The organism is SAR86 cluster bacterium (genome assembly GCA_023703615.1).
Taxonomy (GTDB): Bacteria; Pseudomonadota; Gammaproteobacteria; order Magnimaribacterales; family D2472; genus MED-G85.
In genome coordinates this window covers 1,181,195-1,201,983 of sequence record CP097971.1, presented here as the reverse complement: position 1 = coordinate 1,201,983, position 20,789 = coordinate 1,181,195, and the positions used below count along the sequence as shown (strand labels likewise).

Sequence of the window (20,789 nt, the reverse complement as noted above, 5' to 3'; positions counted from 1 at the left end):
TTATCTTTACAAGTTGGCACAGTTTTTGCATAAAATGTATATAATATATATTTAACTTTTCCGAGGGGATTCTAGATGAAATTATCAAATTACGTAAATAAATCTTTTTTATTTCTATCATTTTTTGCATTTTTTAATATGACTGCTCAAGAAGCGGTAATTGAGGAAGTAATAGTCACAGCTGAAAAAAGAAGTGAAAGTCTCCAGGATGTTTCTAAGGCTGTTACCGCATTAAGTAGTGAAGAAATAGAGAGAAAAAATATTGTTGATTTTGTTGGCCTAAGCGCTATAGCACCAGGAGTTACAGTTGCTAAAAACGAAGGTTATAAAACTATTATATCAATTCGTGGCGTAGGAGATGAAACTAACCAGAACGCTATCGCAGCACCATCAGTTGCCTTACACATGGATGGTATTTTTATTGCATCTAAATTTTCTTTAAGAACAGATTTTATAGATTTAGATAGAATTGAAGTTTTAAGAGGACCGCAAGGAACTTTATTTGGACAAAATTCAACAGGAGGGACAGTAAATGTTATTAACACTGCTCCTACTTTTGAGGATTTGTCTGGCAAAGTAGATCTTACATTGGGTGATTATGATTTAGTAAAATTGCGTGGCGGAGTGAATATGCCAATATCTGACACAGTTGCTACTCGTTTTTCATGGGTTACAACTGATCATGAAGGCTTTACTGAAAATTTAGTCAATGGACAAGATTTAGATGATACTAACCATTCAACTTTTAGAACTGACTGGCTTTTTGATATCAGTGATAATTCTAGCTTAAGATTATTCGCTCAATTTTTTGAAGCTGATAATAATGGTGCGGCTATGAAAGGTTTAGATGACCCCACATTAAATCCAAGAAAATTAAAACAAGACTCAGCTTCTGTTTATGAGCTTACATCAGAAATTATTGCTGGAATATTTAACACTGATTTAGGTTTTGCTAACCTCAAAATTTTAACAAGCATACAAGAAGACGATATTTATGTTAGTAGAGACAATGACAGACATAATTACGGTGATGTTCATTCCAGTGGTCCAATGGAGGGATTTCCATACAATAGAGCAGAATATAGACCAGAAACCTCTTTGGTTGAAACGTCAACCTTTGAAATAAATTTAATCTCAAATGAGCCTTTATTTGGAAATACTGATTGGATTCTTGGAGCTTTTTATTTTGATCATGAAATAGAAAATCATATATATGAAGTTAAAGATGTTAACAATAATAAACAGGCTGCTTTAATGGATGGTCAGTTTACTCCCTATGTTCATGCTCCAATATGTGCAACAAGTCCTTTTGAAGGGATATGTTTTGCTGCTTACGATGCTGAAATTGGATTTGTTTCTGAAGCCTATCCATCTAGAGAATCTCAGTCACTCTATGGGCAAGCTACTGTAAACATTGATGATGCTAATAGAGCTATTTTTGGATTTAGATACACTGAAGATGAATTTTCAAGTAATGTAACAAACTTTTTTGGACTTCAACAATATCTTATACAAGACGAACTTGACGAAACAACAGGAAGAATTGCTTACGAACGAGATCTTGATGAAGATACAATGGTTTATGTTTCATATACAAAAGGATTTAAACCAGGTGGAAGCAATTTAACCTTTGGATGGCCAGTTGACGACGAACGAGAATTTGGAGCACTACCCGCACCACAATTAGTATTCCCATTCTTTCAAAGTGAAATGATCGACGCTTTTGAAGTTGGATTAAAAACAGATTTTCTGGAGGGAAGAATGAGAGCTAATATTTCCGCATTCGCATACGATTACGAAAATCTCCAATTTCAGTCAACTGATCCAGATGTTTACAGAGGCGGTGTAGCTAATATACCAGAGTCTGAAATGAAAGGTTTAGAGCTTGAATTAATAAGCTTAATTTCAGATTCTTTATCATTTGATTTAAGGGTTGCTTATCTTGATACTGAAATTACTTCTTCATACGAAGCCTTGGATAATTTAAATGCAGAGCTATATTTCTTTGGCGAAGAGCCAATTCGATATTCTTTAAGAGAAGATATACGTGGAAATGAATTAGCAAAAAGTCCAGAACTAACAGCAAACATGGGCCTTGTATACACTACTCCTATTGATTCTGGTTTGCTTACAATTACTGCTGAACTTATTCACCGAGGAGCCTTCCAGCAAAGAGTGTTTAATAACCCAATTGTCGATCAAGTTGATGCTTACACAATTTATAATTTAACAGCTAGCTTAGATCTTATCGGGGATAAGTGGGGCGTAGACCTGCTACTTCTAAATGCTGGCAATAAAGATGGAATGAATTCAAGCATGACAGATGTATTTGGAGTTGCAGGCACAGGTATAGAATATATACCACCAAGACAAATGATGCTCCGTGTAAGTAGATCTTTTTAAATAAGTAAGTTTTTTTAGATATATTCCATAATATAATTGTTACATGGAAAAGTTATTTATAAGTTCTGATAGCCTTTTAGAGGACTCGTTTTCTTTAGCATGGAATGTTTATGAAAGTGGATATCGACCAAACTATATCGTTGGAGTTTGGAGGGGTGGCGCGCCTGTTGGCATAGCGGTTCAAGAATTTTTAGATGTTCTTGGTGTATCTTCTGATCATATTGCCATAAGAACATCTTATTATTCTGGCATCAATGAAACAAAAGATAAGGTACAAGTATATGGACTCAATTATATAATTCGAAAGCTTGAAGCTGAAGATTCATTACTAATAGTAGATGATGTTTACGATACAGGATTATCTGTAGAGCAAATAATTAAAGATTTAGAAGTTGCATGTAAAAAGAATACCCCTGAAATACGAATAGCAACCCCCTTTTACAAACCGAGTAAAAATAAAAGTGGCAGAAAACCTGATTTTTTCTTGCATGAGACAGATAAATGGTTAGTATTTCCTCACGAGTTACAGGGTCTAAGTGAGCAAGAAATAAAGCTAAACAAACCAGAACTAAAGAAACTTATAGGTAAAATCACACCACACATTAAAAGTTTAAAAAAAGAAAATATTGAAGATGAAAATAATTAAGTTATTTACTTTTATCTGTTTAATGCTTCTTCCATTAAGTGGGAACTCTCATAGTCTTGAAGGAGCAATAAATAGTAAAGATAGAGATCCAAAAAATACTCTAAGGGATGAATATAGAAATCCTTATGAAACACTAACTTTTTTTAAAATTAGATCTGATATGACAGTTGTTGAGCTATCGCCGGGCGGAGGGTGGTACACAGAAATTCTTGCAAATTATCTTCATGATCCAGGTTATTTGATTGCTGCTCATTTTGATCCCAATTCAGAGAGATCATATTTCAAAAAAAGCAGAGCAAACTTTGAGAAAAAATTAAATTCAAAACCAATGTATGAATCAGTACAGCTTGTAAATCTTTTTTCAAATCTTGCTGATGATAATAGCGTTGACGCAGTCTTAACTTTTAGAAATTTACATAATTGGCTTGGACCAAATATGGATATTATTTTTTTAAATTCATTTAAAGCACTTAAACCAGGAGGTATTTTGGGCATAGTTGAGCATAGAGCAAAACCTGGAACGTCATTCGATGATATGAAAAAAAGTGGGTATGTATCAGAAAGTTATGCAATAAAAATTGCCGAAAAAAATGGTTTTAAGTTTGTTTCCAAGTCAGAAATAAATGCTAATTATAAAGATTCAACTGTTCATCCCAGAGGAGTTTGGACACTGCCACCTGTCATGCGATTAAAAGATGAGGACAGAGAAAAATACTTAGCTATAGGTGAGAGCGACAGAATGACTCTTTTATTTGTAAAGCCAGAATAAAAATATTTTATACATCTAATAAATAAATTAGAATGTTATCAAATCTTCTGCCAAAATATTTAGGCTCATGATCATCACCTTCAAACTTTTTATAATCGTAGTTAATGTTGTTAATATCAAATATTTGATTAATCTGTTCTTGAGGCTTTGAATAGTAACGATCAAAACCTTCACTACCATGATCAAAATAAAGTTTCTGATCATTTAAAACTTCAGATTTTGACTTGATATATTTGATAATTGCGCTTGTAGTGTTTGGATCACCAGATATCTTTTTACTAAATGGTAAAGCTAAATATTCAGATATTTTTATTCCTATCCAGTGTGTCGAAATACATCCAGCAAAACCGAATAAATCAGGATACTCTAATTGAGCGTTTATAGCATTTAAACCACCCATACTTGCACCAATTATTCCTAAATTAGTATTATTTAAAGTCACATTAAATTTATTTTCAATATAAGGCACTATTTTCTTTTCAAGAAATTCGAGATAATCCATTTTTGGGATATCTATGAATGAACTATAAATATATTTTTTAAAACCTGTTTTAAAAAAAGGAATAGCATCTTTTGGGAAATATTCTGAGTATCTTCTTGTCTCATCAATTATCCCTCCCTTTGCTCTTCTTGCACTATCTATTGCAACAACAACAATGTTTAATTGATACCCAGATTCTTTTAATCTTTTAAAGCTGTCATCGATATTCCATGCTTTTCCATGCCATGAATCTTTTTCATAAAACAACTCTTCTCCGTCGTTCATGATTATAAATGTAGTATTCGAGTCGATTTTTTTTTCAAATGGATAATAAATCTGTATCCTTCTATCCAAGTCATCATTGACACTTACATAGTCTTCTTCGATATATCCAATCGACAAGCCTGCAAATATATTTGTAGATAAGAAAACTGTAAGCAAGATATATTTTGTTGAAATATTCAAAATGACCTTATTAATAATTTACAATATTCAATTCGAATTTATATAAGTTAGATAACTAGTATTAAAAATGACAGAATTGACCTATCAACAAGTATATCTTATTGGCCTACCAATAGTAATTGTATTTATTTTAATTGAAGTACTATTTTCAAGTTTAAATAATAAGAAGCTATACAGAAAAAACGATACTCTATGCACTATCGGACTTTTAACTGGAAATATTTTAATGGTATTTCTAGTAAAAGGCATTACTCTGGCAATTCACATATATTTGTATCAATACAGAATACTTGATCTTAGCTCATTAATACCTATTTGGATGATGTGGATTTTAGCTTTCGTTTTGATAGATTTAGTATTCTATTTTTATCACCGCGTATCTCATAGGAGTCGTTTTTTGTGGGCTGTGCATATGTCACATCATTCTAGTGAAGAAATGAATTTTGCAGTATCTTTTAGACAAGCTTGGCTTGGGCCAATTTCAAAAATTCCCTTTTTTATTTTTTTACCAATTGTTGGCATTGATCCAACAATTATTGCAATTGCTGGAGTCATAAGTACTTTGTGGGGGATAGTAGGCCATACTCAAATAATTAAAAACCTAGGCCCATTTGAATATATCTTCAATACACCTTCACATCATCGTGTTCATCATGGCTCAAATAAGCAATATATTGATAAAAACTATGGAAACTTATTGATTGTATGGGACCGTATGTTTGGAACTTTTGAGCCTGAAAAAGAATCCGTAAAGTATGGCCTAGTAAAAAATGTTAAAACATTTAATCCGATCAAGATTACTTTTATGGAGTGGAGCAACATTCTTAAAGACATCAAGAATTCAAATAATATAAAAGAATCGTTGTATTTATTTTTTGGGCCACCAAAAACAAAAGAATAATCTCATATGTCAAATATACTTGACATATTTATCTTTGTATTTCAAAATTAAATAACATAACAAAAATACATATGATTAGATCAAAATCCTTATTCCTTTTATTCTTTTTTACATTATCAATTAGTGCTTCTATTAACAAAGCACCAAGTGATACTAGAGAATACGGAACTTTTACATTAAAAAATGGAATTGAGGTTGTTACAGTTAGCGATAAAAATTTAGCAACATCTGCAGCAACTCTGAGTGTTGGGGTTGGTCAGTTTCAAGATCCAGATGACGCTCAAGGAATAGCTCACTATTTAGAACACATGATTTTTATGGGTTCCAAAAAATATAAAAAACCGAATGAATATATGCAGTTTATAAGTGAGAACGGTGGAAGCACTAACGCTTTTACTGCAACAGAGCAAACTACTTATTTGTTTTCAATTAATAGTGATAAATTTGAAGCAGGTCTTGATAGATTAAGTGCTGCAATCAAGGCGCCTATCTTTGACCCATCAATGGTTGAAAAAGAAATTTCAGCAGTTAATTCTGAATGGCTTCTTGCAAGACAAACCGATCAGTTTGTAACACAAAGAACAGCAGCAATGACAGGAAATCCTGACCATCCAAAAACAAATCTTGGAGTTGGAAATAAAGATACACTCTCAGATGATAGAGAGCAACTTCTAGCTTCACTGAAAGATTTTTATAACAAATATTATTCAGCTAATTTGATGAAACTTGTGTTAGTTGGAAATCAATCACCAAGAGAATTAAAAAGTTTAGCAAGAAAGTATTTTGAAGGAATAAAAAATAAAAAAGTCGAGAGACCTTTAACTAAAGAGAAAGCTTATCTTTCTTCAAATCTTTTAAAAAATATTTATATTAAAAAAAGAGCTGGTTCACCAAGTCTATCGTTAGAATTTCCCATAAGAGATAATTCATCTGAATGGAAATCCAAACCAAACTCTTTTGTTGAAAAGTTATTAAATTCCCAAGAAGAAAATACCTTGATGTCGTACTTAGTTGATGAAGGTTTTATAGAATCTGGTAATGCATCAATACAATCTAAAGTATGGGGATACGATGGATCAGCATTTATTGATTATATTCTCACAGAAAAGGGTGTTGAAAATAAGAACCTTATTTTGGATTTAACTTTTGAATATTTAAATTTAATTCAGTCAGATGGAATTATAAAAGAGTATTTTGATGAAATTAAAGCTATTAACGAAAGGAACTTTATAGATTTATCTGCTCCAAGAGCTCTAGCTGTTGCTGTAGGTTTTGGAAGTCAAATATTTGATGTGCCAGTAGAAAATTTAATCGATTATAGTTATCTAACAGAAGAGTATGATGAACAAGCTATCAAAGATCTTATGTCACAACTTAAACCTGAGTTTGTAAGGATCTATCATCTAAGTACAGAAGAAAATGCTGATATTGAATTAAAATATGCTGATGGTTCCTATCGAACTGAACCAATACCAGCTGAAGACATTTCTAGATGGAAAACTGGTATAGCCTCATTAAAACTCCCAGAACCAATGATAATTCTTTTAGATGAACCAAATGAAAATGTAATAGCTTCAAGTGATTATGAAATTCCTCAGAAAGTTTATTTTAATGAGGGTGTGCAAGCTTATCTTTCTCAAAGCATTAACCATAAAAATAACAAAGGTTTGATGTCAATTAATATGATGTCTCCAATTTTTTCAAATACTGCTGAAATTGACGCAGCTATGGGAATAATTTTTTATCATTTTATAAAATCAAACAGAAGAATTCTACAAAAAGCATATCAAGGTGGAGGAGTGAGTATTCTTCCAAATCCAGATAATTATGGAAATATAGGTTTCTTTATGTCGGGCAGATCAATGCGACAGATTGGATATGCAAATGATTTAATATCTAAATTAATGGAATTTGAGATTAAGGACTGGGAATTAAAAAATGCAAAAGAATTTTTATTGGATCAATATGAATCAATAGAAGAAGACGATATCAGTTCTCAACTTTTTGTGCATGATGCTTTGATTAATAAAACTCAAAAATGGACAACTAAAGAAAACATAGAAGCTACAAAAAAAATTACGTATGAGGATGTGCAAAGAATTTATCAAGAATTTACTAACTCAATCTTTTTAGATATCTATGCGTATGGTAATTATGATCCATCAGAGGTTGTAAATTTTGCAAAAAGTGCAAGAAATATAATTGGAGATACTTCTCAAAAAATACACTGGAGAGATATACCAGATTTTTCAGTAAAGACCGGAACAGCAAGAATGAAAAAAGTTTCTATTTCTAAGGACGGAGTTGGATTGCTAGATAATTATGTATATCCAGTCAAATCAGAAGAAATAAGCATCCAACTGAACTTAATAAATAGATTAATGCGACCAACTTTTTTTAATGAATTGAGAACTTTACAAGAAGTTGGTTATATTGCTAGTAGTTTTGACAGTGAAACAAACGAATATCCAACTCTATCAATGCTTATAGTAAGTGACAATACAAATCTTAAAGATCTAAAAGAAAAAGTTATGGGTTTCATATATAGTTTTGTTGTTGCTTTTGATCAACTTCCAGATTCTACAGTAGAGAATACTAAAAAAGCACTTCTAGACGAAATGAACAAAATCCCTGAAAATTTAGGAATAGAAGCATCACAATATTTTGCTGATTGGGGAGAAGGAAACTATTCTTTTGATACAAAACAAAAGGCAAAAGAATATTTAGAAAATACTACAAAACAAGACCTTACCAATTTGATAAATGACTTTTTTATTCAAGGTAACTATATGAATACAACAGTTCAAATTAAAGGAGATGATTTTTCAGAATCACCTTGGTTTAGTTGGCAATAATACCCATTTTTTGTTCGAATATTCTTGAAATACTAAATATTAAATGACATTATATTTTTAAATAAAGGAGAGATGTATGAGTATAAAAACAAATTTTATTTTAGGTCTATTATTTATCATTTTTGCTGTTAGTTTAATCGCGGACGATCATAAAAATGCTGGTAATTCTTCAGACTGGCAGTTAAAAGCATATACTAGTGCCGCGCCGGCATTTATCGGTGATTATGCAACAGTTATAAGTGCTTCAGGCGAGGTTCTAAGAGAAGGTTCAAATGGGTGGACATGCAGACCGCTTGTGCCGATGCCTGAAGGTGGATATGAAGATGCACATGCTTCAGCTGCAGCTTGTTCAGATCCAAATGCAGTTGCATGGGTAGAAGCATACATATCAGATACGACTCCTAAATTAGAAAGCGACGGTTGGATTTGGATGAAACATGGCGACTTAGGCGTTGATAATTTTAAACCTTATACTGATGGTCAAAAAGATGCTGGTCATAAACATTACATTGAATCTGGTGCTCACATAATGTTAATGCCAAAAGATCCATCAAGCCTAGATGGTCAAACCACTGACTATACTACTGGTGCGCCATACGTTATGTTTAAAGGAACAAAATTTGTCCACCTAATGATTCCTTTGGATGGTTATTATGATTATCAGCCTTCTGCTGCTCCAGAATAAAAATTTATAAATAAGGAGCAAATATGAGCGATACAAAAGTTTATTATATTGTAAATATAAAAATCCATGACGCTGAAACCTATCGAAAGTATGAAAAAGGATTTTTTCCTATTTTAAAAAAGTATGATGGAGAATTTATAACATTTGATGATAATCCTATTCACGTTGAAGGCGACAGTCCAATTGAGCAAGACAGAGTTATACTTTTTAGCTTTCCGTCTGCCGAAAAAGCAGATGCTTGGTGGGATGATTCTGATTATAAAGAGATTAGTAAATTTAGAAGAGCTTCAACTACAATTACATTAACAAGAATTAACGGGTTACCACCAAGAGATTAATGTCTGCATATGCAGCTCTAACTTTAGCTATTTTATTTGAAGTAACCGGTACTTTACTTCTTCCAATTAGCGCACAATTTACAAAAATAATTCCTACCGTGATTCTATCGGCTTTGTATATTTTATCTTTTTATTTTTTAACAATAGCTTTGAAAGAAATACCTTTAGCAATAGTGTATGCATGTTGGAGCGGCTTGGGAGTTTTTTTAATAGCAATCCTTTCATATTATCTTTATTCACAGACCTTGAGCTGGCAATCTATTTTGGGTTTGTTTCTAATAGTAAATGGCGTTATTCTAGTAAATGCGTATGGAGGTCATTAATGGAAAAGTATAATAATTTTAGGGATTTTTACCCATTTTACTTAAGTGAACATAAAGAGAAGAAAACAAAGCTTTATCATTTTATTGGAACCACATTCTCTTTATCTTTTTTAGTTTTATTTTTTATTACATTAAACTATTTCTTTCTTTTAGTTGCATTGTTTAGTGGTTATGGATTTGCTTGGATAAGCCATTTTTTTATCGAAAAAAATAAACCGGCAACATTCAAATATCCTTTGTATAGTCTTATAGCGGATCATGTTATGTACCTAGAAATCATAAGGGGTAAACATAAGATTTTTTAGAAATTTTATAAGGAACAGTTTTGCTACAAATCGATTCAAGTTTTTGGAGAAGTCCTCCATGGGGAAATGGCAATAAAAAATATAAGCTTGGTCTTCATCCAATACATTTTGATACATGGATTGATAGGCCAATCAATGGTCAAATTCTTGAGCATAAAAAAAAACTCCTGAAAAATAAATACGATCAAGTAGTTGCTGCAACCAAAGATTCTTTAGATGCGCAATTAGAACTTGGCAAATTTTTTAAAATTAAAAAGCCTTTATATAAAGATTTAATAGCTGACATTGGTTTATGTATTCAAGATGATTTATGTTTAATAGAAGCAAATGGAGATCAGAGGATGATAGCTGCCAGCATTTGTTCGCCAAGCTACTGGAATGTAAAAACAAAAATAGGAAAACCCTTAAGAGATATTCATAAACCTGTAATTTCTTTAAACAAAAAAATTGGTTCTCATATAGAAACATTTATAAAACAGTCACCCTTGAAGAAACCTTTTGCCAGACAAAACTGGTTAATTCACGGTGACACTAAAAGGTTTCATCTAAATGAGGAGGATTCTCTAGAGACTAATCCCTCCAGTTGGTTTATTAGATCTGAAAAAGAAACAATATGTAGATTCCATGAAGACTTTTCTTTATTTACTATAAATGTAATTTTTCAACCACTTAGCGCAATCCATAATTTTCCAAAGGCAAAAAAGGGCCTACAGAAAAGTTTAGATATCTTAGATGCTAATGAAGTGAGCTATTTCGGGGGCACAAAAAAAATAAATTTAATTAAAGACTATCTTCGTATTTAAAAATAGAATCTAAAGGCTTATTAAAATATTTTATTAGTTTTAACGCGAGGGTCAATGATGGATCAAATTTACCATTTTCAATTGAATTAATTGTTTGCCTACTAACATTCAAAGATTTCGCTAGATCACTTTGACTAATTGCAATGCTAGCCCTAAGCTCTTTAATGTTATTTTTCATTATGGTATTTAATTAAGATATTTCTTACTAAACCTATAACCATTTATTATAGAGCCTACAGCAAATGTTAGGAAAAAATCAAAAAAGTTCGGTGAGTATCCAATAAAAGGTGATAGCACCGCGATTGGTACACCAATAAATACAAAACCGCATGCACCACCAATCATACTCATTTCATTATATTTTTTAAATAAGTCATCTTGATTAACTAGAACTTTTATATAGGTATACCCAGCAATAAATGTTGAAATAACAGCAGCTATTGCTAAATACAAAAGCCAGCTATTTTCTTTATAAATATCAGAAACTTCATTTGTTCTATCAACATCGGCTTCGAAAAGCCAACTCTCTGAAGTAAAACCCAATATAACGCCAAAACACATTCCTGCTATTATTGAAAAAATTAAGCAAGCAATCCAATATGACTTATCTTTGCCTTCTAAAGACTCTATATCTACCCACATTCCACCAAATGTAATTTTTGCCATATTTAAATCCTTTAAAATTATGTAATATCAATATAATTGAAGAAAATAAAATGTCAAGTATGCTTGACAATTAATGGAGATATATTTTTTAAATACTTTATAATGCCTTTATATATTTAATAATTCCTTTTTGATGAGCAAACTTAATCTCTTTGATACATCTCACCTAATTATTGTTGCTTTATGCACTCTTACCATAATTTTTTTACCAAGATTTTTTATTGGCACATCCGAACAAACTAAACGTAATTTTGCAATTATTGTCATCGTGATAATGATAATTAATCAAGCTACGGATTTTTATAGAGAAGGAATACTTGACGATTGGAAACTTGGCTTACCACTGCATTTGTGTGATTTTTCAACTTTTGCTGCAGCTGCATATTTAATTACCAAAAAAAGACCTTTTTTTGTTTTTGCTTTCTTTTTTGGAATTGCAGGTGCTGGCATGTCTATATTAACGCCAGATACTTTCTATGGTTTTCCTTATGTTGGATATATTCAAAATCAAATTGGACATACTGTTATTATCCTAGTGGTTTCATATGCAATTATCGTTGAGAAAGAAAGACCATATCTTAAAGATGTTCATCAAGCTCTTTTCTTTGCATCCGTGCTTCTTGTATTTATGTATTTAATAAACTATTTACTGGGACCCCCTGCAAATTATTGGTTCTTAATCGAAAAGCCTATCGGGAATAATGTTACAGCTTTTATGAGAAATGAACCTTTCCATATTATTGATTTATATATTTTTGCTGTAATAGTTTGTTATTTGCTTTATACGCCATATCTTCTCAAAGATAGGACATAAATTATTTTGAAAAAAAATCATACTGTTTCAAGTGATCAAATTCCAAATTACTATCGGGCAAATAGACCTGGTTTTTATCAATGGTTAGGAAAATATTTCTTATATATTCTTGGATGGCAGGTTAATGGAAAAATTGCAGGTGTCAAAGATGGAGAAAATTTAGTCGTAATTGTTGCGCCACATACCTCAAACTGGGATGGTGCGTTAGGACTTGCCACTATAATTGGATTAGATGCAAGAATTTCATTTATCGGAAAACATACTGTTTTTAGATTTGGATTAGGTTGGTTTTTGAAGTCGCTTGGCGGTATACCGGTTAATAGATCAGTACCTGGAGATGTAGTTTTAAAAATTGTTAAAAAAATAAAAAATAATCCTGGGACACTTTTTGCTATGGCACCAGAAGGCACAAGATCGAAGGTTAGTGAATGGAAGTCAGGCTTTTTAAGAATAGCAAAAGAAATTCAGGCTAATGTTCTCATGGCATCCATAGACTTTTCAGCTAAAGAAATTTTACTAGGTGACATTTATATACCAACTGGTGACAACGAAAAAGATATTGAAGAAATTAAAAAATATTATTCAAGTTTTGCTCCAAAATATCCAGATAAGTTTTAAACATTTATATTTAATAAAGGGGCATATTAATATATTCTTATAAAAAATTAGGAGCATGATGGAAAAATTAGCAACTCTAGAAAGCAAAGACGACGTATCAATCATTACTATTGACGATGGTAAGGCAAATGTTTTTTCTAAAAACATGATAGATGCCTTCAATGAATGTTTAGATAATGTACCAACAGACAAAGGCTCACTAATTATTACTGGGAGGGAAGGGATGTTCTCTGCTGGCTTTGATTTAAAAGTAATTAGTTCGGGTGATATAGAAAAAATAAGAGATATGACTTTGAATGGCTTTAAGCTTCTTGCAAGAATCTTTTCTTTTCCAAGACCAGTTTTAGCAGCTTGTTCAGGTCACGGAATAGCACTTGGCACCTTTTTATTATGTTGTTGTGATTATAGAATTGGTATTAAAGGCGAATACATGGTTGGCGCAAATGAAATGAGAACAAACATGGTTATACCTACACCAATATTAGAATTAATTAAATTTAGGGTTACGCAGTCTTATAAATATAGAGCAGTCCTTGGCGGCGAAATGTTTGCATTAGAAGACGCTACAAAAACTGGCATTATTGATGAAATAACAGAGTCAAATAATTTGATGAATACCGCAATGGAAAAAGCAAAGGATTTATCAACAATGGGAAATCCTAGTTACTCTCTTACAAAAGAATTATTTATTGCTGAGACTTTAAAAAAAATTAATGATGCAATTGATAATCTTGGTTCGGATCCTAAACCAGTGATTCCAAAGGATGATCCTCAAGTCTGAGTTAATAATTAAAGAATTTTTTTTAGATTCTGAAGCAAACATTCTAGAGTCTATTTATTTAATTAATCAATCTAATACACCTGAGGTTGGCGATTTAGGATCTTTTGATGATTTAATTAAATTATTAAGATTAAGCTTCGCTAACTTCTATCTTAGTTATGATAATAAAGTTATAGGTTTTATTGTATGTTTCAGAGAGAGTTCTGACTATTCGTCACAAAATTATAAATTTTTTTCAAATAATACTGAAAAATTTTTGTATATAGATAGGATTGCTGTAAAAAAAGAATTTAGACGCAATAACCTTGCCTCAGATTTATATAAATATGTTGAAAAAAAAGTTAATTATGAAAATCTACCTCTATGCTGCGAGGTAAATATTAAACCTTTAAATAAAGCATCTATAAAATTTCATTATAAATATGGATTCAAAAAAATTGGGACTCACAATTTTGTTGATCACTCCGTAGCTTATTTTAAAAAATAATATATATATATTATTTTGTAACATTATTTAAAATTTCTTTTTAGCAAATACAAGCTATGATTATTTATGTTTATGGAAACAACTCTGTTTTTTAAAACCATGATTATTTTGTCATCTCAACTAGGTATTGTTCTGCTGGGATGTTTGTTTTTTATCAAAAAAGCTAATCAAGCATATAGAGAGGATTCAAAACTTTTAGGGCTTAGGTTTATTGGCTCGGTTAATATGAAAAATCAGCTTGATTTAATACCTTATAACGAATTGCCAAAATCTTTTCCTAAAACAATGACAAAAGAAGATGAATACCAAAGAGACTTTACACAACCCGTAAACATTTTTAAAAATACTATAACCAGAAAAGAAATCGCATTAAATGAGGCAGAAGAATCAAGTTTATTAAAACTAGGATTTAAACATGTTACACAAACAAATAAATCAGTGAATTTTTTAGGTTTTGCATGGATTATTTCTTTATGTATGACACTTTTTTTTGTTTCAGGAGTTTCTGGTGTATCAATAACTGCTCAAGCATTGATGTTTTCATTAAATAGCATTCTAACCGGTCCATTGATAGGCTTAATAATGTTAGAGATGGATGAAAATGATGGATATAAAGCATTAAAAATTGTATTTTTTGTTACTATTTTGACTGGATTTATTGGTTATAGTGATTTTATTTCTTTTTCAGAGAGTACAATATTCGCAGCTATTCTTTTTATATCACTAATTGGAATTGTACTATTTAATATAGTAAGAACTTTCATAAATATAAGCAGGCCAACTACCAGAGCTGCTGCAATTTTTGGTGCTTTTGTTTTTTCGTTATATTTATTATATGACTTCAATTTACTTAAAAAGGCTGGTGAAATTGCAGATTTAAATAATTGGAACACAGCGTTTACCATTGCTTTCACAATTTATTTAGACATTATCAATTTACTATTAGAAATCTTAGAAGCCATGGGTGATTAAACCTTTTAAGCTAACATTATTAATGGAACTATTACCATTAAAAAAGACTATAATCTTCCAATATAAATTAACTTTTATAAAATCAAAATTAAAAACAAAGAAATAAAAAATGGCTATACCTAATAATATTAAAGAAAATTTAACTATTCCTGTTATCGGAGCACCATTATTTCTTGTCTCTGGACCCGAGCTAGTAATAGCTCAGTGCAAATCTGGCGTTATTGGGTCTTTTCCAGCTCTTAATGCAAGACCTCAACATGTGCTTGAGGAGTGGATTATAAAAATTAAAGAAGAACTAAAAAGCTACAAAGAAAAAAATCCTGAAGCAAAAGTTGCACCTTTTGCAGTTAATCAAATATGTCATGCATCAAATGATAGGTTAATGGATGACATGGAAACTTGTGTAAAACATGAAGTACCAATCATTATTACTTCATTAAGGCCACCAGCTGAATTAGTAGAAGCTGCTCATAGTTATGGAGGTCTTGTTTATCATGATGTTATTAACGTGAGACATGCAAAGAAAGCAGTTGAACAGGGGGTTGATGGACTAATTTTAGTTTGTGCCGGTGCAGGCGGACACGCAGGTGCTTTATCACCTTTTGCACTCTTAAGAGAGGTTAAAGATTGGTTTGATGGCACTATAATTCTTTCTGGATCAATTGGTGATGGTTATTCTGTTGCGTCAGCCATAACCCTAGGAGCGGATTTTGCATATTTAGGAACAAGATTTATTGCTACAAAAGAGGCTAATGCTGATAGAGAATACAAAAAAATGTTGGAAGAAAGCACAGCTGCAGATATTGTTTATTCTTCTTTATTTACTGGTGTTCTTGGTAATTATCTTAAACCCTCAATAAAAAATGCTGGGCTAGATCCTGATAATCTTCCAGATGCAGACAAATCAACAATGAATTTTGGATCAGGTGGAAATACAGATTCAAAAGCATGGAAAGATATTTGGGGGTCTGGGCAAGGGATTGGGTTAATTGAAGATTCACCAAGCGTTGAAGAACTTGTTAAAAGACTTGAAAGTGAATACAAACTTGCATTTAAAGAATTTAAAACCAAAATAGAGATATAAATTTAGGAAATCATATGGATATTTTTATAATCATAACGCTTACAATCACCTCTATCGCTTCAATAGTTTACTTGTTAAATTTATCTAAAAAAGAAATATCAGGCACAAAAGGCATACCTCAAAATCATGAAAAAAAGGCTAATAAGTCTGAAAAAAATGATAGAGAAGATTTTATAGTATGAAACAAGCCTTGGGCTTTATAGGCTTGGGGGTGATGGGCTTTCCAATGGCTGGCCATCTTTCTAACAAAGGCTATAAGGTTTCTGTATTTAACAGATCTATAAAAAAATCAGTTGACTGGTCAAATAAATATGTTGGGAATGTTTGTAAAACACCATCAGATATTGCTAAAGAATCTAAAGTTATAATTTTATGTGTGACAAAAGATGATGACGTAAGAAATATTATCTTTGGTGAATCTGGGATTCACGAAAATTTAAATGAAGAAACAATAATCATTGACCATACAACAACCTCGGCAGATCTACCAAAAGAAATTAATGATTCTTTAAAATTAAAAAATTGTAAATTTTTGGATGCACCTCTATCAGGTGGCCAAATAGGCGCAGAAAAAGGTCAACTAACTGTAATGGTTGGTGGTGAAGAACAATCCTATAAAAAAGTACAAGACATTATAGAGTGCTACTCAAAATTTATAAAATATATGGGCTCAAGTGGTTCGGGACAATTAACAAAAATGGTAAATCAAATTTGCATAGGAGGACTTATTCAATCTTTAGCAGAGGGAATGAATTTTTCAGATAAAGTAGGTTTAAATATCAATGATGTGATTTCAGTTATCTCTAAAGGTGCTGCTCAATCTTGGCAAATGGAAAATAGGTGGAAAACAATGTCAGAGGACAAATATGATCATGGATTTGCAGTAGATCTTATGAGAAAAGATCTTAATATAGTTTTAGAAAAAGCGAAGAAATCAAATATTAACCTAGATCTAACAAAACTTATTAATGAATACTATAAAGATATACAAAATGCTGGTGGCGGGGGATGGGATACATCAAGCTTATACAAAAGAATAAAAGATATTATTTAAATTATTATGGAGTAGTATGCAAATGCTCCATAAGCAATGTATGTCATAAATGCAATAATCTCGAATGAATCCATATCAACTGAGGCCTCTTCAACCATGGCATAGTATTGATCTGGGTTTGAAATAATCCAAATTATCCCACCAACATGAGATAACATTATTAGACCTACTATCCAGTTCAGTGGTTGTGTCATGAATAAAACAAATGAGCATATGATAATAAAAATAAGCTCAATTGATAATTGAACATTAATATTTTTTCTTTTAAGAAGATATCTCAATAAGCTGTACCCCTTTACATAGGTAAAAAGAAAAAAAAATGCATAGATAAAATATAATGATGCTAAAAAAATTAACATTTAAAAATGGGGTGGTTTCTCATAAGAAACAGGAGTAAATCTATCATGCTTTTTTTTCCTTTTAAATCTATCAAACTTTGATTTTACATCAGCACAATCATCAACCGCTGAAGGCAATTGACTATTTTTAATTTCTTGCTTATTTTTAGTCATCTAAAGTTACAGATCGCCTTTTTTTCGAACTTCACTTCTTTCAACTTCAAATTTTTCTCCATATCTGGCAGCAAGCTTTTCTTGATTTTCACTTATTACCTCATATGGATCTAAGCCTAATGAAGCACACGCAGTTGTCCAATACCACATTATGTCTCCTAGTTCTCTTTTCATATGAAAAATATTATCTTCTGATGGGGGTTTTCCCTGTAAAAACATTTTTTTTACAATTTCAACAAATTCACCTGTTTCGCTCCCAAGCCCAAGAGCTGCCGTAAGCAATCTTGGTGTTTTTATTGAAGAAGAGTCTTCAATCTCATCAAATCTTCGCTTTAAATCTTCTAAGTCTAGACTTGGATCGCTTGTTACCTTTTCAACAAAATCTGAATATACTGCAAAAAAATCTTTTACCTCTTTAGACATATCTTATCCTCTATATTTTACTAATACCTTTGCAAGCCCTTTCTTTACAAAAGTTTACATCGTTAGCAAGTGTTTCATTTAGTTCTTTAACAACTTTGTAGTTTCTATAATTGTCATCATAGGTATGATAAAGAGACTTTCTTCCATCAAACTCTAATTCAGGAAATTCTTGATAAAAAGGACCATTTTTATTCACATAATGCACAAAAATCTGCCTTGCCCATTCTCCATCCAATGGATCTCTCCAATGCAATACATTTACACCCTGATACACTAGAATATCGCCTGGATAGATCAAAATTCTTTTACAACCAGCTTTGATTCTTTCATCTTCATTTTTAGATTGTGAAACTGCAAAAGCATTGGCATTATTGAATCCAGCATAGTTTTTATCATTCAATATCCATATAGGCCAAGGTTCTTTGTTATCGGTTACGTAATCTATAGTTATAGTTGCACTTATTTCGCAACTTGGTCTATCTCTATGGGAATATAAGACAGCATCTCTCCAATACTTTCTTTCAAAACTGTAGGTTGGTATTAATTCAATTTCTATATTTTTTTCAATAATTTTTTGGAGGTTAGTTAGTGTTGAAACACCAAACGGAGAAATGCCATATTCAGAAGTGATGAAAGGCTTGCTCCAAATCGAACCATCTACATGCTTACCTTCTTTTACAAAAATTGATTTACTATATGGCTCTTCATCCATTCTATTCCAACTATCTTTTATAAATGAAATTATTTCTTGTGAAAGAGCATTCTTTACAACGACATATCTATTTTTTTCAAAGAATTTTTTTTGTTTATTATTAAGTATATTTAACATTTTTTATAACAAAATTTTTACAAGTATATAATAAACCATTATTAAATATTAAAATAAGAGTATGAAAACGGAACCAATACAAACTATAGCTAAAAATGTTTTTATGTATTCTGCAGATCCATTGATTTATGTAGTCGATGATTTTCTATCATCAGAGGAGTGCCAAAGTTTTATTGATTTTAGTAAAGATAAACTTGAAGATGCAACTGTTATCAATGAATCTGGCTCTACAATGCACAAAAATAGAACAAATAAAAATTGTTTTGTGAAACATGATGCTACTGAAATTATTCATGAGGTTAGCAAAAGATTTTCAATTCTTACTAAAATGTCAATTAGGTCAGCAGAGGACTTTCAATTGGTTTATTACGGCGTTGGAAAAGAATATCAAGCTCATTTTGATTCGTTTGATCCAGAATCTGAAGCAGGCAAACTCCATTGGAATCCTGGTGGACAAAGAGTGCTTACAGTTTTAGCCTATCTCAATGATGTAGAAGAAGGAGGAGAAACTTATTTTCCAAAACTTGATGTAGGTGTCAAACCCATCAAAGGCAGAGCGATAGTTTTTGAAAACTGTCTTAAAGATACAAATACCATTCATCCTAATTCTTTACATGCTGGAATGCCTGTCAAGAAAGGAGAAAAGTGGGCCATCAACTTGTGGTTTAGAGAAGGTCTAAGATATTAGAGTTATTTAATTCTCAAAGACCTTTGCGAATCAGCAATATTATATAAATGATCTTGTGCTTCAGGTTTTAGCTGAGCCACTCCCATTGTCAGAACATCAATTACTGCTGTATAGGCAATTCTTGAGGTATTTGGTTTCGATATTCTGTTATTTTCTCCAACATTTATTGTTAAAGGATAGTTACATATATTAGCTAGAGGAGTATTGCCAGGCATAATACCTATTACCTTAACTCCAGCTTTTCTTAAAATTTTAACGCTATTTACAAGAGCAGATGTAGTGCCTGATTGAGATATTGCAACGACAACATCATTTTCATTCAATGAATTAGCTGACATAAATTGTATATGAGGATCTGTTATAAACGACGATGGTATTTTTAACCTAAAAAATTTATGTTGTGCATCCATAGCAACTGGAGCAGAACCTCCAAAAGCATAAAACTCAACTCTGTTTGCATTAGCTAGCGTTTCAATAGATTCTTCTAAAATATTTTGATTAATTTGTGACCTAACATTTAAGATTTCACTTATTGTTGTATCGAAAACTTTTTCACACAACTCATGTATTGAATCGTCTTCTTCAATTTCATACATCACAAAATAGTCATCAGCTGCTAATTGTTGAGATAAGTTAATTTTAAATTCCTGGTATCCTGAAAAACCAAGCGCTTTACAAAATCTTATTAAAGTTGGTTCGCTAATGCCAATGGCTTTAGAAGCTTCAGCAGTTTTCATGGTTATCACAGATTTTGGATCTTGAAGAACAAATTCACCAACTAATTTTTCTGATTTTCTTAAATCAGGTAAAGAATTTTCAATTTGCCTCAATAATTTAGTTGTCATAGGGTTAGAATATCTCTCTTAGACAAAAAAATGAATCCCTAA

At 31.4% G+C, this 20,789-nt stretch carries 27 protein-coding genes; 19 read left to right on the top strand and 8 right to left on the bottom strand.

The features are described from left to right. Positions 1-75: 75 nt before the first annotated feature. From M9C80_06290 to M9C80_06280, 3 genes are read left to right on the top strand one after another with little or no spacing between them, the layout of a single operon-like run. Positions 76-2,403: a TonB-dependent receptor gene (locus M9C80_06290; GenBank protein ID URQ69542.1), complete on the top strand. Its 2,328-nt coding sequence runs from the start codon at positions 76-78 to the stop codon at positions 2,401-2,403. A gap of 43 nt (positions 2,404-2,446) precedes the next feature. Further along, positions 2,447-3,049, top strand: coding sequence for a hypoxanthine phosphoribosyltransferase (locus M9C80_06285; GenBank protein ID URQ69541.1), 603 nt, complete (start codon positions 2,447-2,449; stop codon positions 3,047-3,049). After that, entirely contained in the window at positions 3,036-3,818 is a 783-nt protein-coding gene (locus M9C80_06280; protein URQ69540.1) for a methyltransferase, read from the top strand. The genes M9C80_06285 and M9C80_06280 overlap by 14 nt, the downstream gene beginning before the upstream one ends. 7 nt (positions 3,819-3,825) lie before the next feature. Here the strand turns inward: M9C80_06280 and M9C80_06275 are convergent, their stop codons facing one another. Next, positions 3,826-4,764 carry an alpha/beta hydrolase-fold protein gene (locus tag M9C80_06275; GenBank protein URQ69539.1) on the bottom strand — a complete coding sequence of 313 codons (939 nt, stop codon included), beginning with the start codon at positions 4,762-4,764 and terminating at the stop codon, positions 3,826-3,828. 67 nt (positions 4,765-4,831) lie between these two features. Between M9C80_06275 and M9C80_06270 the strand changes: the two genes are divergently transcribed. The 7 genes from M9C80_06270 to M9C80_06240 all read left to right on the top strand — a co-directional run bounded on the left by M9C80_06270 (position 4,832) and on the right by M9C80_06240 (position 10,974). After that, complete coding sequence (locus M9C80_06270; GenBank protein ID URQ69538.1) at positions 4,832-5,665, top strand: sterol desaturase family protein; 834 nt, start codon at positions 4,832-4,834, stop codon at positions 5,663-5,665. A gap of 71 nt (positions 5,666-5,736) precedes the next feature. Then, on the top strand, positions 5,737-8,520 hold the full coding sequence (locus M9C80_06265; protein URQ69537.1) for an insulinase family protein: 2,784 nt from the start codon (positions 5,737-5,739) through the stop codon (positions 8,518-8,520). 76 nt (positions 8,521-8,596) lie between these two features. Then, entirely contained in the window at positions 8,597-9,205 is a 609-nt protein-coding gene (locus tag M9C80_06260) for a hypothetical protein (GenBank protein ID URQ69536.1), read from the top strand. A gap of 23 nt (positions 9,206-9,228) precedes the next feature. Then, complete coding sequence (locus tag M9C80_06255) at positions 9,229-9,543, top strand: DUF1330 domain-containing protein (protein URQ69535.1); 315 nt, start codon at positions 9,229-9,231, stop codon at positions 9,541-9,543. After that, positions 9,543-9,866 (top strand): multidrug efflux SMR transporter, encoded by a 324-nt coding sequence (locus M9C80_06250; protein ID URQ69534.1) that lies wholly within the window; start codon positions 9,543-9,545, stop codon positions 9,864-9,866. Before M9C80_06255 ends, M9C80_06250 begins: the two co-directional genes overlap by 1 nt. Then, positions 9,866-10,171: a DUF962 domain-containing protein gene (locus tag M9C80_06245; GenBank protein URQ69533.1), complete on the top strand. Its 306-nt coding sequence runs from the start codon at positions 9,866-9,868 to the stop codon at positions 10,169-10,171. Before M9C80_06250 ends, M9C80_06245 begins: the two co-directional genes overlap by 1 nt. Positions 10,172-10,191: 20 nt before the next feature. Beyond that, on the top strand, positions 10,192-10,974 hold the full coding sequence (locus M9C80_06240) for a DUF3445 domain-containing protein (protein URQ69532.1): 783 nt from the start codon (positions 10,192-10,194) through the stop codon (positions 10,972-10,974). On the opposite strand, the gene M9C80_06235 is transcribed toward M9C80_06240, so the two are convergent. Both M9C80_06235 and M9C80_06230 read right to left on the bottom strand, forming a co-directional pair. Beyond that, the gene (locus M9C80_06235) at positions 10,952-11,155 is read right to left on the bottom strand and encodes a helix-turn-helix transcriptional regulator (protein URQ70210.1); all 204 of its coding nucleotides are present in this window, start codon (positions 11,153-11,155) and stop codon (positions 10,952-10,954) included. The genes M9C80_06240 and M9C80_06235 overlap by 23 nt on opposite strands. Before the next feature lie 5 nt (positions 11,156-11,160). Then, positions 11,161-11,640 carry a hypothetical protein gene (locus M9C80_06230; GenBank protein URQ69531.1) on the bottom strand — a complete coding sequence of 160 codons (480 nt, stop codon included), beginning with the start codon at positions 11,638-11,640 and terminating at the stop codon, positions 11,161-11,163. Positions 11,641-11,773: 133 nt separating this feature from the next. Here M9C80_06230 and M9C80_06225 point away from each other — a divergent pair, with 133 nt between their 5' ends. The 8 genes from M9C80_06225 to M9C80_06190 all read left to right on the top strand — a co-directional run bounded on the left by M9C80_06225 (position 11,774) and on the right by M9C80_06190 (position 17,450). Further along, the gene (locus M9C80_06225; GenBank protein ID URQ69530.1) at positions 11,774-12,454 is read left to right on the top strand and encodes a TIGR02206 family membrane protein; all 681 of its coding nucleotides are present in this window, start codon (positions 11,774-11,776) and stop codon (positions 12,452-12,454) included. Positions 12,455-12,460: 6 nt separating this feature from the next. After that, the gene (locus M9C80_06220; GenBank protein URQ69529.1) at positions 12,461-13,072 is read left to right on the top strand and encodes a 1-acyl-sn-glycerol-3-phosphate acyltransferase; all 612 of its coding nucleotides are present in this window, start codon (positions 12,461-12,463) and stop codon (positions 13,070-13,072) included. Positions 13,073-13,127: 55 nt separating this feature from the next. Then, complete coding sequence (locus M9C80_06215; protein URQ69528.1) at positions 13,128-13,853, top strand: crotonase/enoyl-CoA hydratase family protein; 726 nt, start codon at positions 13,128-13,130, stop codon at positions 13,851-13,853. Next, complete coding sequence (locus M9C80_06210; GenBank protein URQ69527.1) at positions 13,837-14,340, top strand: GNAT family N-acetyltransferase; 504 nt, start codon at positions 13,837-13,839, stop codon at positions 14,338-14,340. Before M9C80_06215 ends, M9C80_06210 begins: the two co-directional genes overlap by 17 nt. A 72-nt stretch (positions 14,341-14,412) precedes the next feature. Further along, on the top strand, positions 14,413-15,312 hold the full coding sequence (locus M9C80_06205) for a Bax inhibitor-1 family protein (protein URQ69526.1): 900 nt from the start codon (positions 14,413-14,415) through the stop codon (positions 15,310-15,312). A gap of 109 nt (positions 15,313-15,421) precedes the next feature. Beyond that, positions 15,422-16,396 carry a nitronate monooxygenase family protein gene (locus tag M9C80_06200; protein URQ69525.1) on the top strand — a complete coding sequence of 325 codons (975 nt, stop codon included), beginning with the start codon at positions 15,422-15,424 and terminating at the stop codon, positions 16,394-16,396. Positions 16,397-16,410: 14 nt separating this feature from the next. Next, the gene (locus tag M9C80_06195; protein ID URQ69524.1) at positions 16,411-16,578 is read left to right on the top strand and encodes a hypothetical protein; all 168 of its coding nucleotides are present in this window, start codon (positions 16,411-16,413) and stop codon (positions 16,576-16,578) included. After that, positions 16,575-17,450, top strand: a complete 876-nt coding sequence (locus tag M9C80_06190; GenBank protein URQ69523.1) for an NAD(P)-dependent oxidoreductase — start codon at positions 16,575-16,577, stop codon at positions 17,448-17,450. Before M9C80_06195 ends, M9C80_06190 begins: the two co-directional genes overlap by 4 nt. Here the strand turns inward: M9C80_06190 and M9C80_06185 are convergent. From M9C80_06185 to M9C80_06170, 4 genes are all read right to left on the bottom strand, one after another. Continuing rightward, positions 17,447-17,731, bottom strand: coding sequence for a hypothetical protein (locus M9C80_06185; protein ID URQ69522.1), 285 nt, complete (start codon positions 17,729-17,731; stop codon positions 17,447-17,449). The genes M9C80_06190 and M9C80_06185 overlap by 4 nt on opposite strands. A gap of 78 nt (positions 17,732-17,809) precedes the next feature. After that, the gene (locus tag M9C80_06180) at positions 17,810-17,962 is read right to left on the bottom strand and encodes a hypothetical protein (GenBank protein URQ69521.1); all 153 of its coding nucleotides are present in this window, start codon (positions 17,960-17,962) and stop codon (positions 17,810-17,812) included. Positions 17,963-17,968: 6 nt separating this feature from the next. Beyond that, positions 17,969-18,385, bottom strand: coding sequence for a nucleoside triphosphate pyrophosphohydrolase family protein (locus M9C80_06175; protein URQ69520.1), 417 nt, complete (start codon positions 18,383-18,385; stop codon positions 17,969-17,971). A 10-nt stretch (positions 18,386-18,395) separates the two neighbouring features. Continuing rightward, a complete protein-coding gene (locus M9C80_06170; protein ID URQ69519.1) occupies positions 18,396-19,214 on the bottom strand; it encodes a hypothetical protein in 819 nt (272 codons plus the stop codon). A gap of 61 nt (positions 19,215-19,275) precedes the next feature. Here M9C80_06170 and M9C80_06165 point away from each other — a divergent pair, with 61 nt between their 5' ends. After that, positions 19,276-19,902, top strand: coding sequence for a 2OG-Fe(II) oxygenase (locus M9C80_06165; GenBank protein ID URQ69518.1), 627 nt, complete (start codon positions 19,276-19,278; stop codon positions 19,900-19,902). Positions 19,903-19,904: 2 nt separating this feature from the next. Here M9C80_06165 and M9C80_06160 read toward each other — a convergent pair whose 3' ends face one another. Beyond that, positions 19,905-20,747, bottom strand: coding sequence for a MurR/RpiR family transcriptional regulator (locus M9C80_06160; protein URQ69517.1), 843 nt, complete (start codon positions 20,745-20,747; stop codon positions 19,905-19,907). Between the last annotated feature and the right edge of the window lie 42 nt (positions 20,748-20,789).

Bases quoted from the DNA above. Each gene is read 5' to 3' on its own strand.
- M9C80_06200 (URQ69525.1), top strand. From the start codon at position 15,422: ATGGCTATACCTAATAATATTAAAGAAAATTTAACTATTCCTGTTATC.
- M9C80_06290 (URQ69542.1), top strand. From the start codon at position 76: ATGAAATTATCAAATTACGTAAATAAATCTTTTTTATTTCTATCATTT.
- M9C80_06285 (URQ69541.1), top strand. From the start codon at position 2,447: ATGGAAAAGTTATTTATAAGTTCTGATAGCCTTTTAGAGGACTCGTTT.
- M9C80_06180 (URQ69521.1), bottom strand. From the start codon at position 17,962: ATGACTAAAAATAAGCAAGAAATTAAAAATAGTCAATTGCCTTCAGCG.
- M9C80_06195 (URQ69524.1), top strand. From the start codon at position 16,411: ATGGATATTTTTATAATCATAACGCTTACAATCACCTCTATCGCTTCA.
- M9C80_06205 (URQ69526.1), top strand. From the start codon at position 14,413: ATGGAAACAACTCTGTTTTTTAAAACCATGATTATTTTGTCATCTCAA.
- M9C80_06170 (URQ69519.1), bottom strand. From the start codon at position 19,214: ATGTTAAATATACTTAATAATAAACAAAAAAAATTCTTTGAAAAAAAT.
- M9C80_06225 (URQ69530.1), top strand. From the start codon at position 11,774: ATGAGCAAACTTAATCTCTTTGATACATCTCACCTAATTATTGTTGCT.
- M9C80_06245 (URQ69533.1), top strand. From the start codon at position 9,866: ATGGAAAAGTATAATAATTTTAGGGATTTTTACCCATTTTACTTAAGT.
- M9C80_06160 (URQ69517.1), bottom strand. From the start codon at position 20,747: ATGACAACTAAATTATTGAGGCAAATTGAAAATTCTTTACCTGATTTA.
- M9C80_06165 (URQ69518.1), top strand. From the start codon at position 19,276: ATGAAAACGGAACCAATACAAACTATAGCTAAAAATGTTTTTATGTAT.
- M9C80_06230 (URQ69531.1), bottom strand. From the start codon at position 11,640: ATGGCAAAAATTACATTTGGTGGAATGTGGGTAGATATAGAGTCTTTA.
- M9C80_06210 (URQ69527.1), top strand. From the start codon at position 13,837: ATGATCCTCAAGTCTGAGTTAATAATTAAAGAATTTTTTTTAGATTCT.
- M9C80_06175 (URQ69520.1), bottom strand. From the start codon at position 18,385: ATGTCTAAAGAGGTAAAAGATTTTTTTGCAGTATATTCAGATTTTGTT.
- M9C80_06280 (URQ69540.1), top strand. From the start codon at position 3,036: ATGAAAATAATTAAGTTATTTACTTTTATCTGTTTAATGCTTCTTCCA.
- M9C80_06190 (URQ69523.1), top strand. From the start codon at position 16,575: ATGAAACAAGCCTTGGGCTTTATAGGCTTGGGGGTGATGGGCTTTCCA.
- M9C80_06260 (URQ69536.1), top strand. From the start codon at position 8,597: ATGAGTATAAAAACAAATTTTATTTTAGGTCTATTATTTATCATTTTT.
- M9C80_06255 (URQ69535.1), top strand. From the start codon at position 9,229: ATGAGCGATACAAAAGTTTATTATATTGTAAATATAAAAATCCATGAC.
- M9C80_06250 (URQ69534.1), top strand. From the start codon at position 9,543: ATGTCTGCATATGCAGCTCTAACTTTAGCTATTTTATTTGAAGTAACC.
- M9C80_06265 (URQ69537.1), top strand. From the start codon at position 5,737: ATGATTAGATCAAAATCCTTATTCCTTTTATTCTTTTTTACATTATCA.
- M9C80_06215 (URQ69528.1), top strand. From the start codon at position 13,128: ATGATGGAAAAATTAGCAACTCTAGAAAGCAAAGACGACGTATCAATC.
- M9C80_06270 (URQ69538.1), top strand. From the start codon at position 4,832: ATGACAGAATTGACCTATCAACAAGTATATCTTATTGGCCTACCAATA.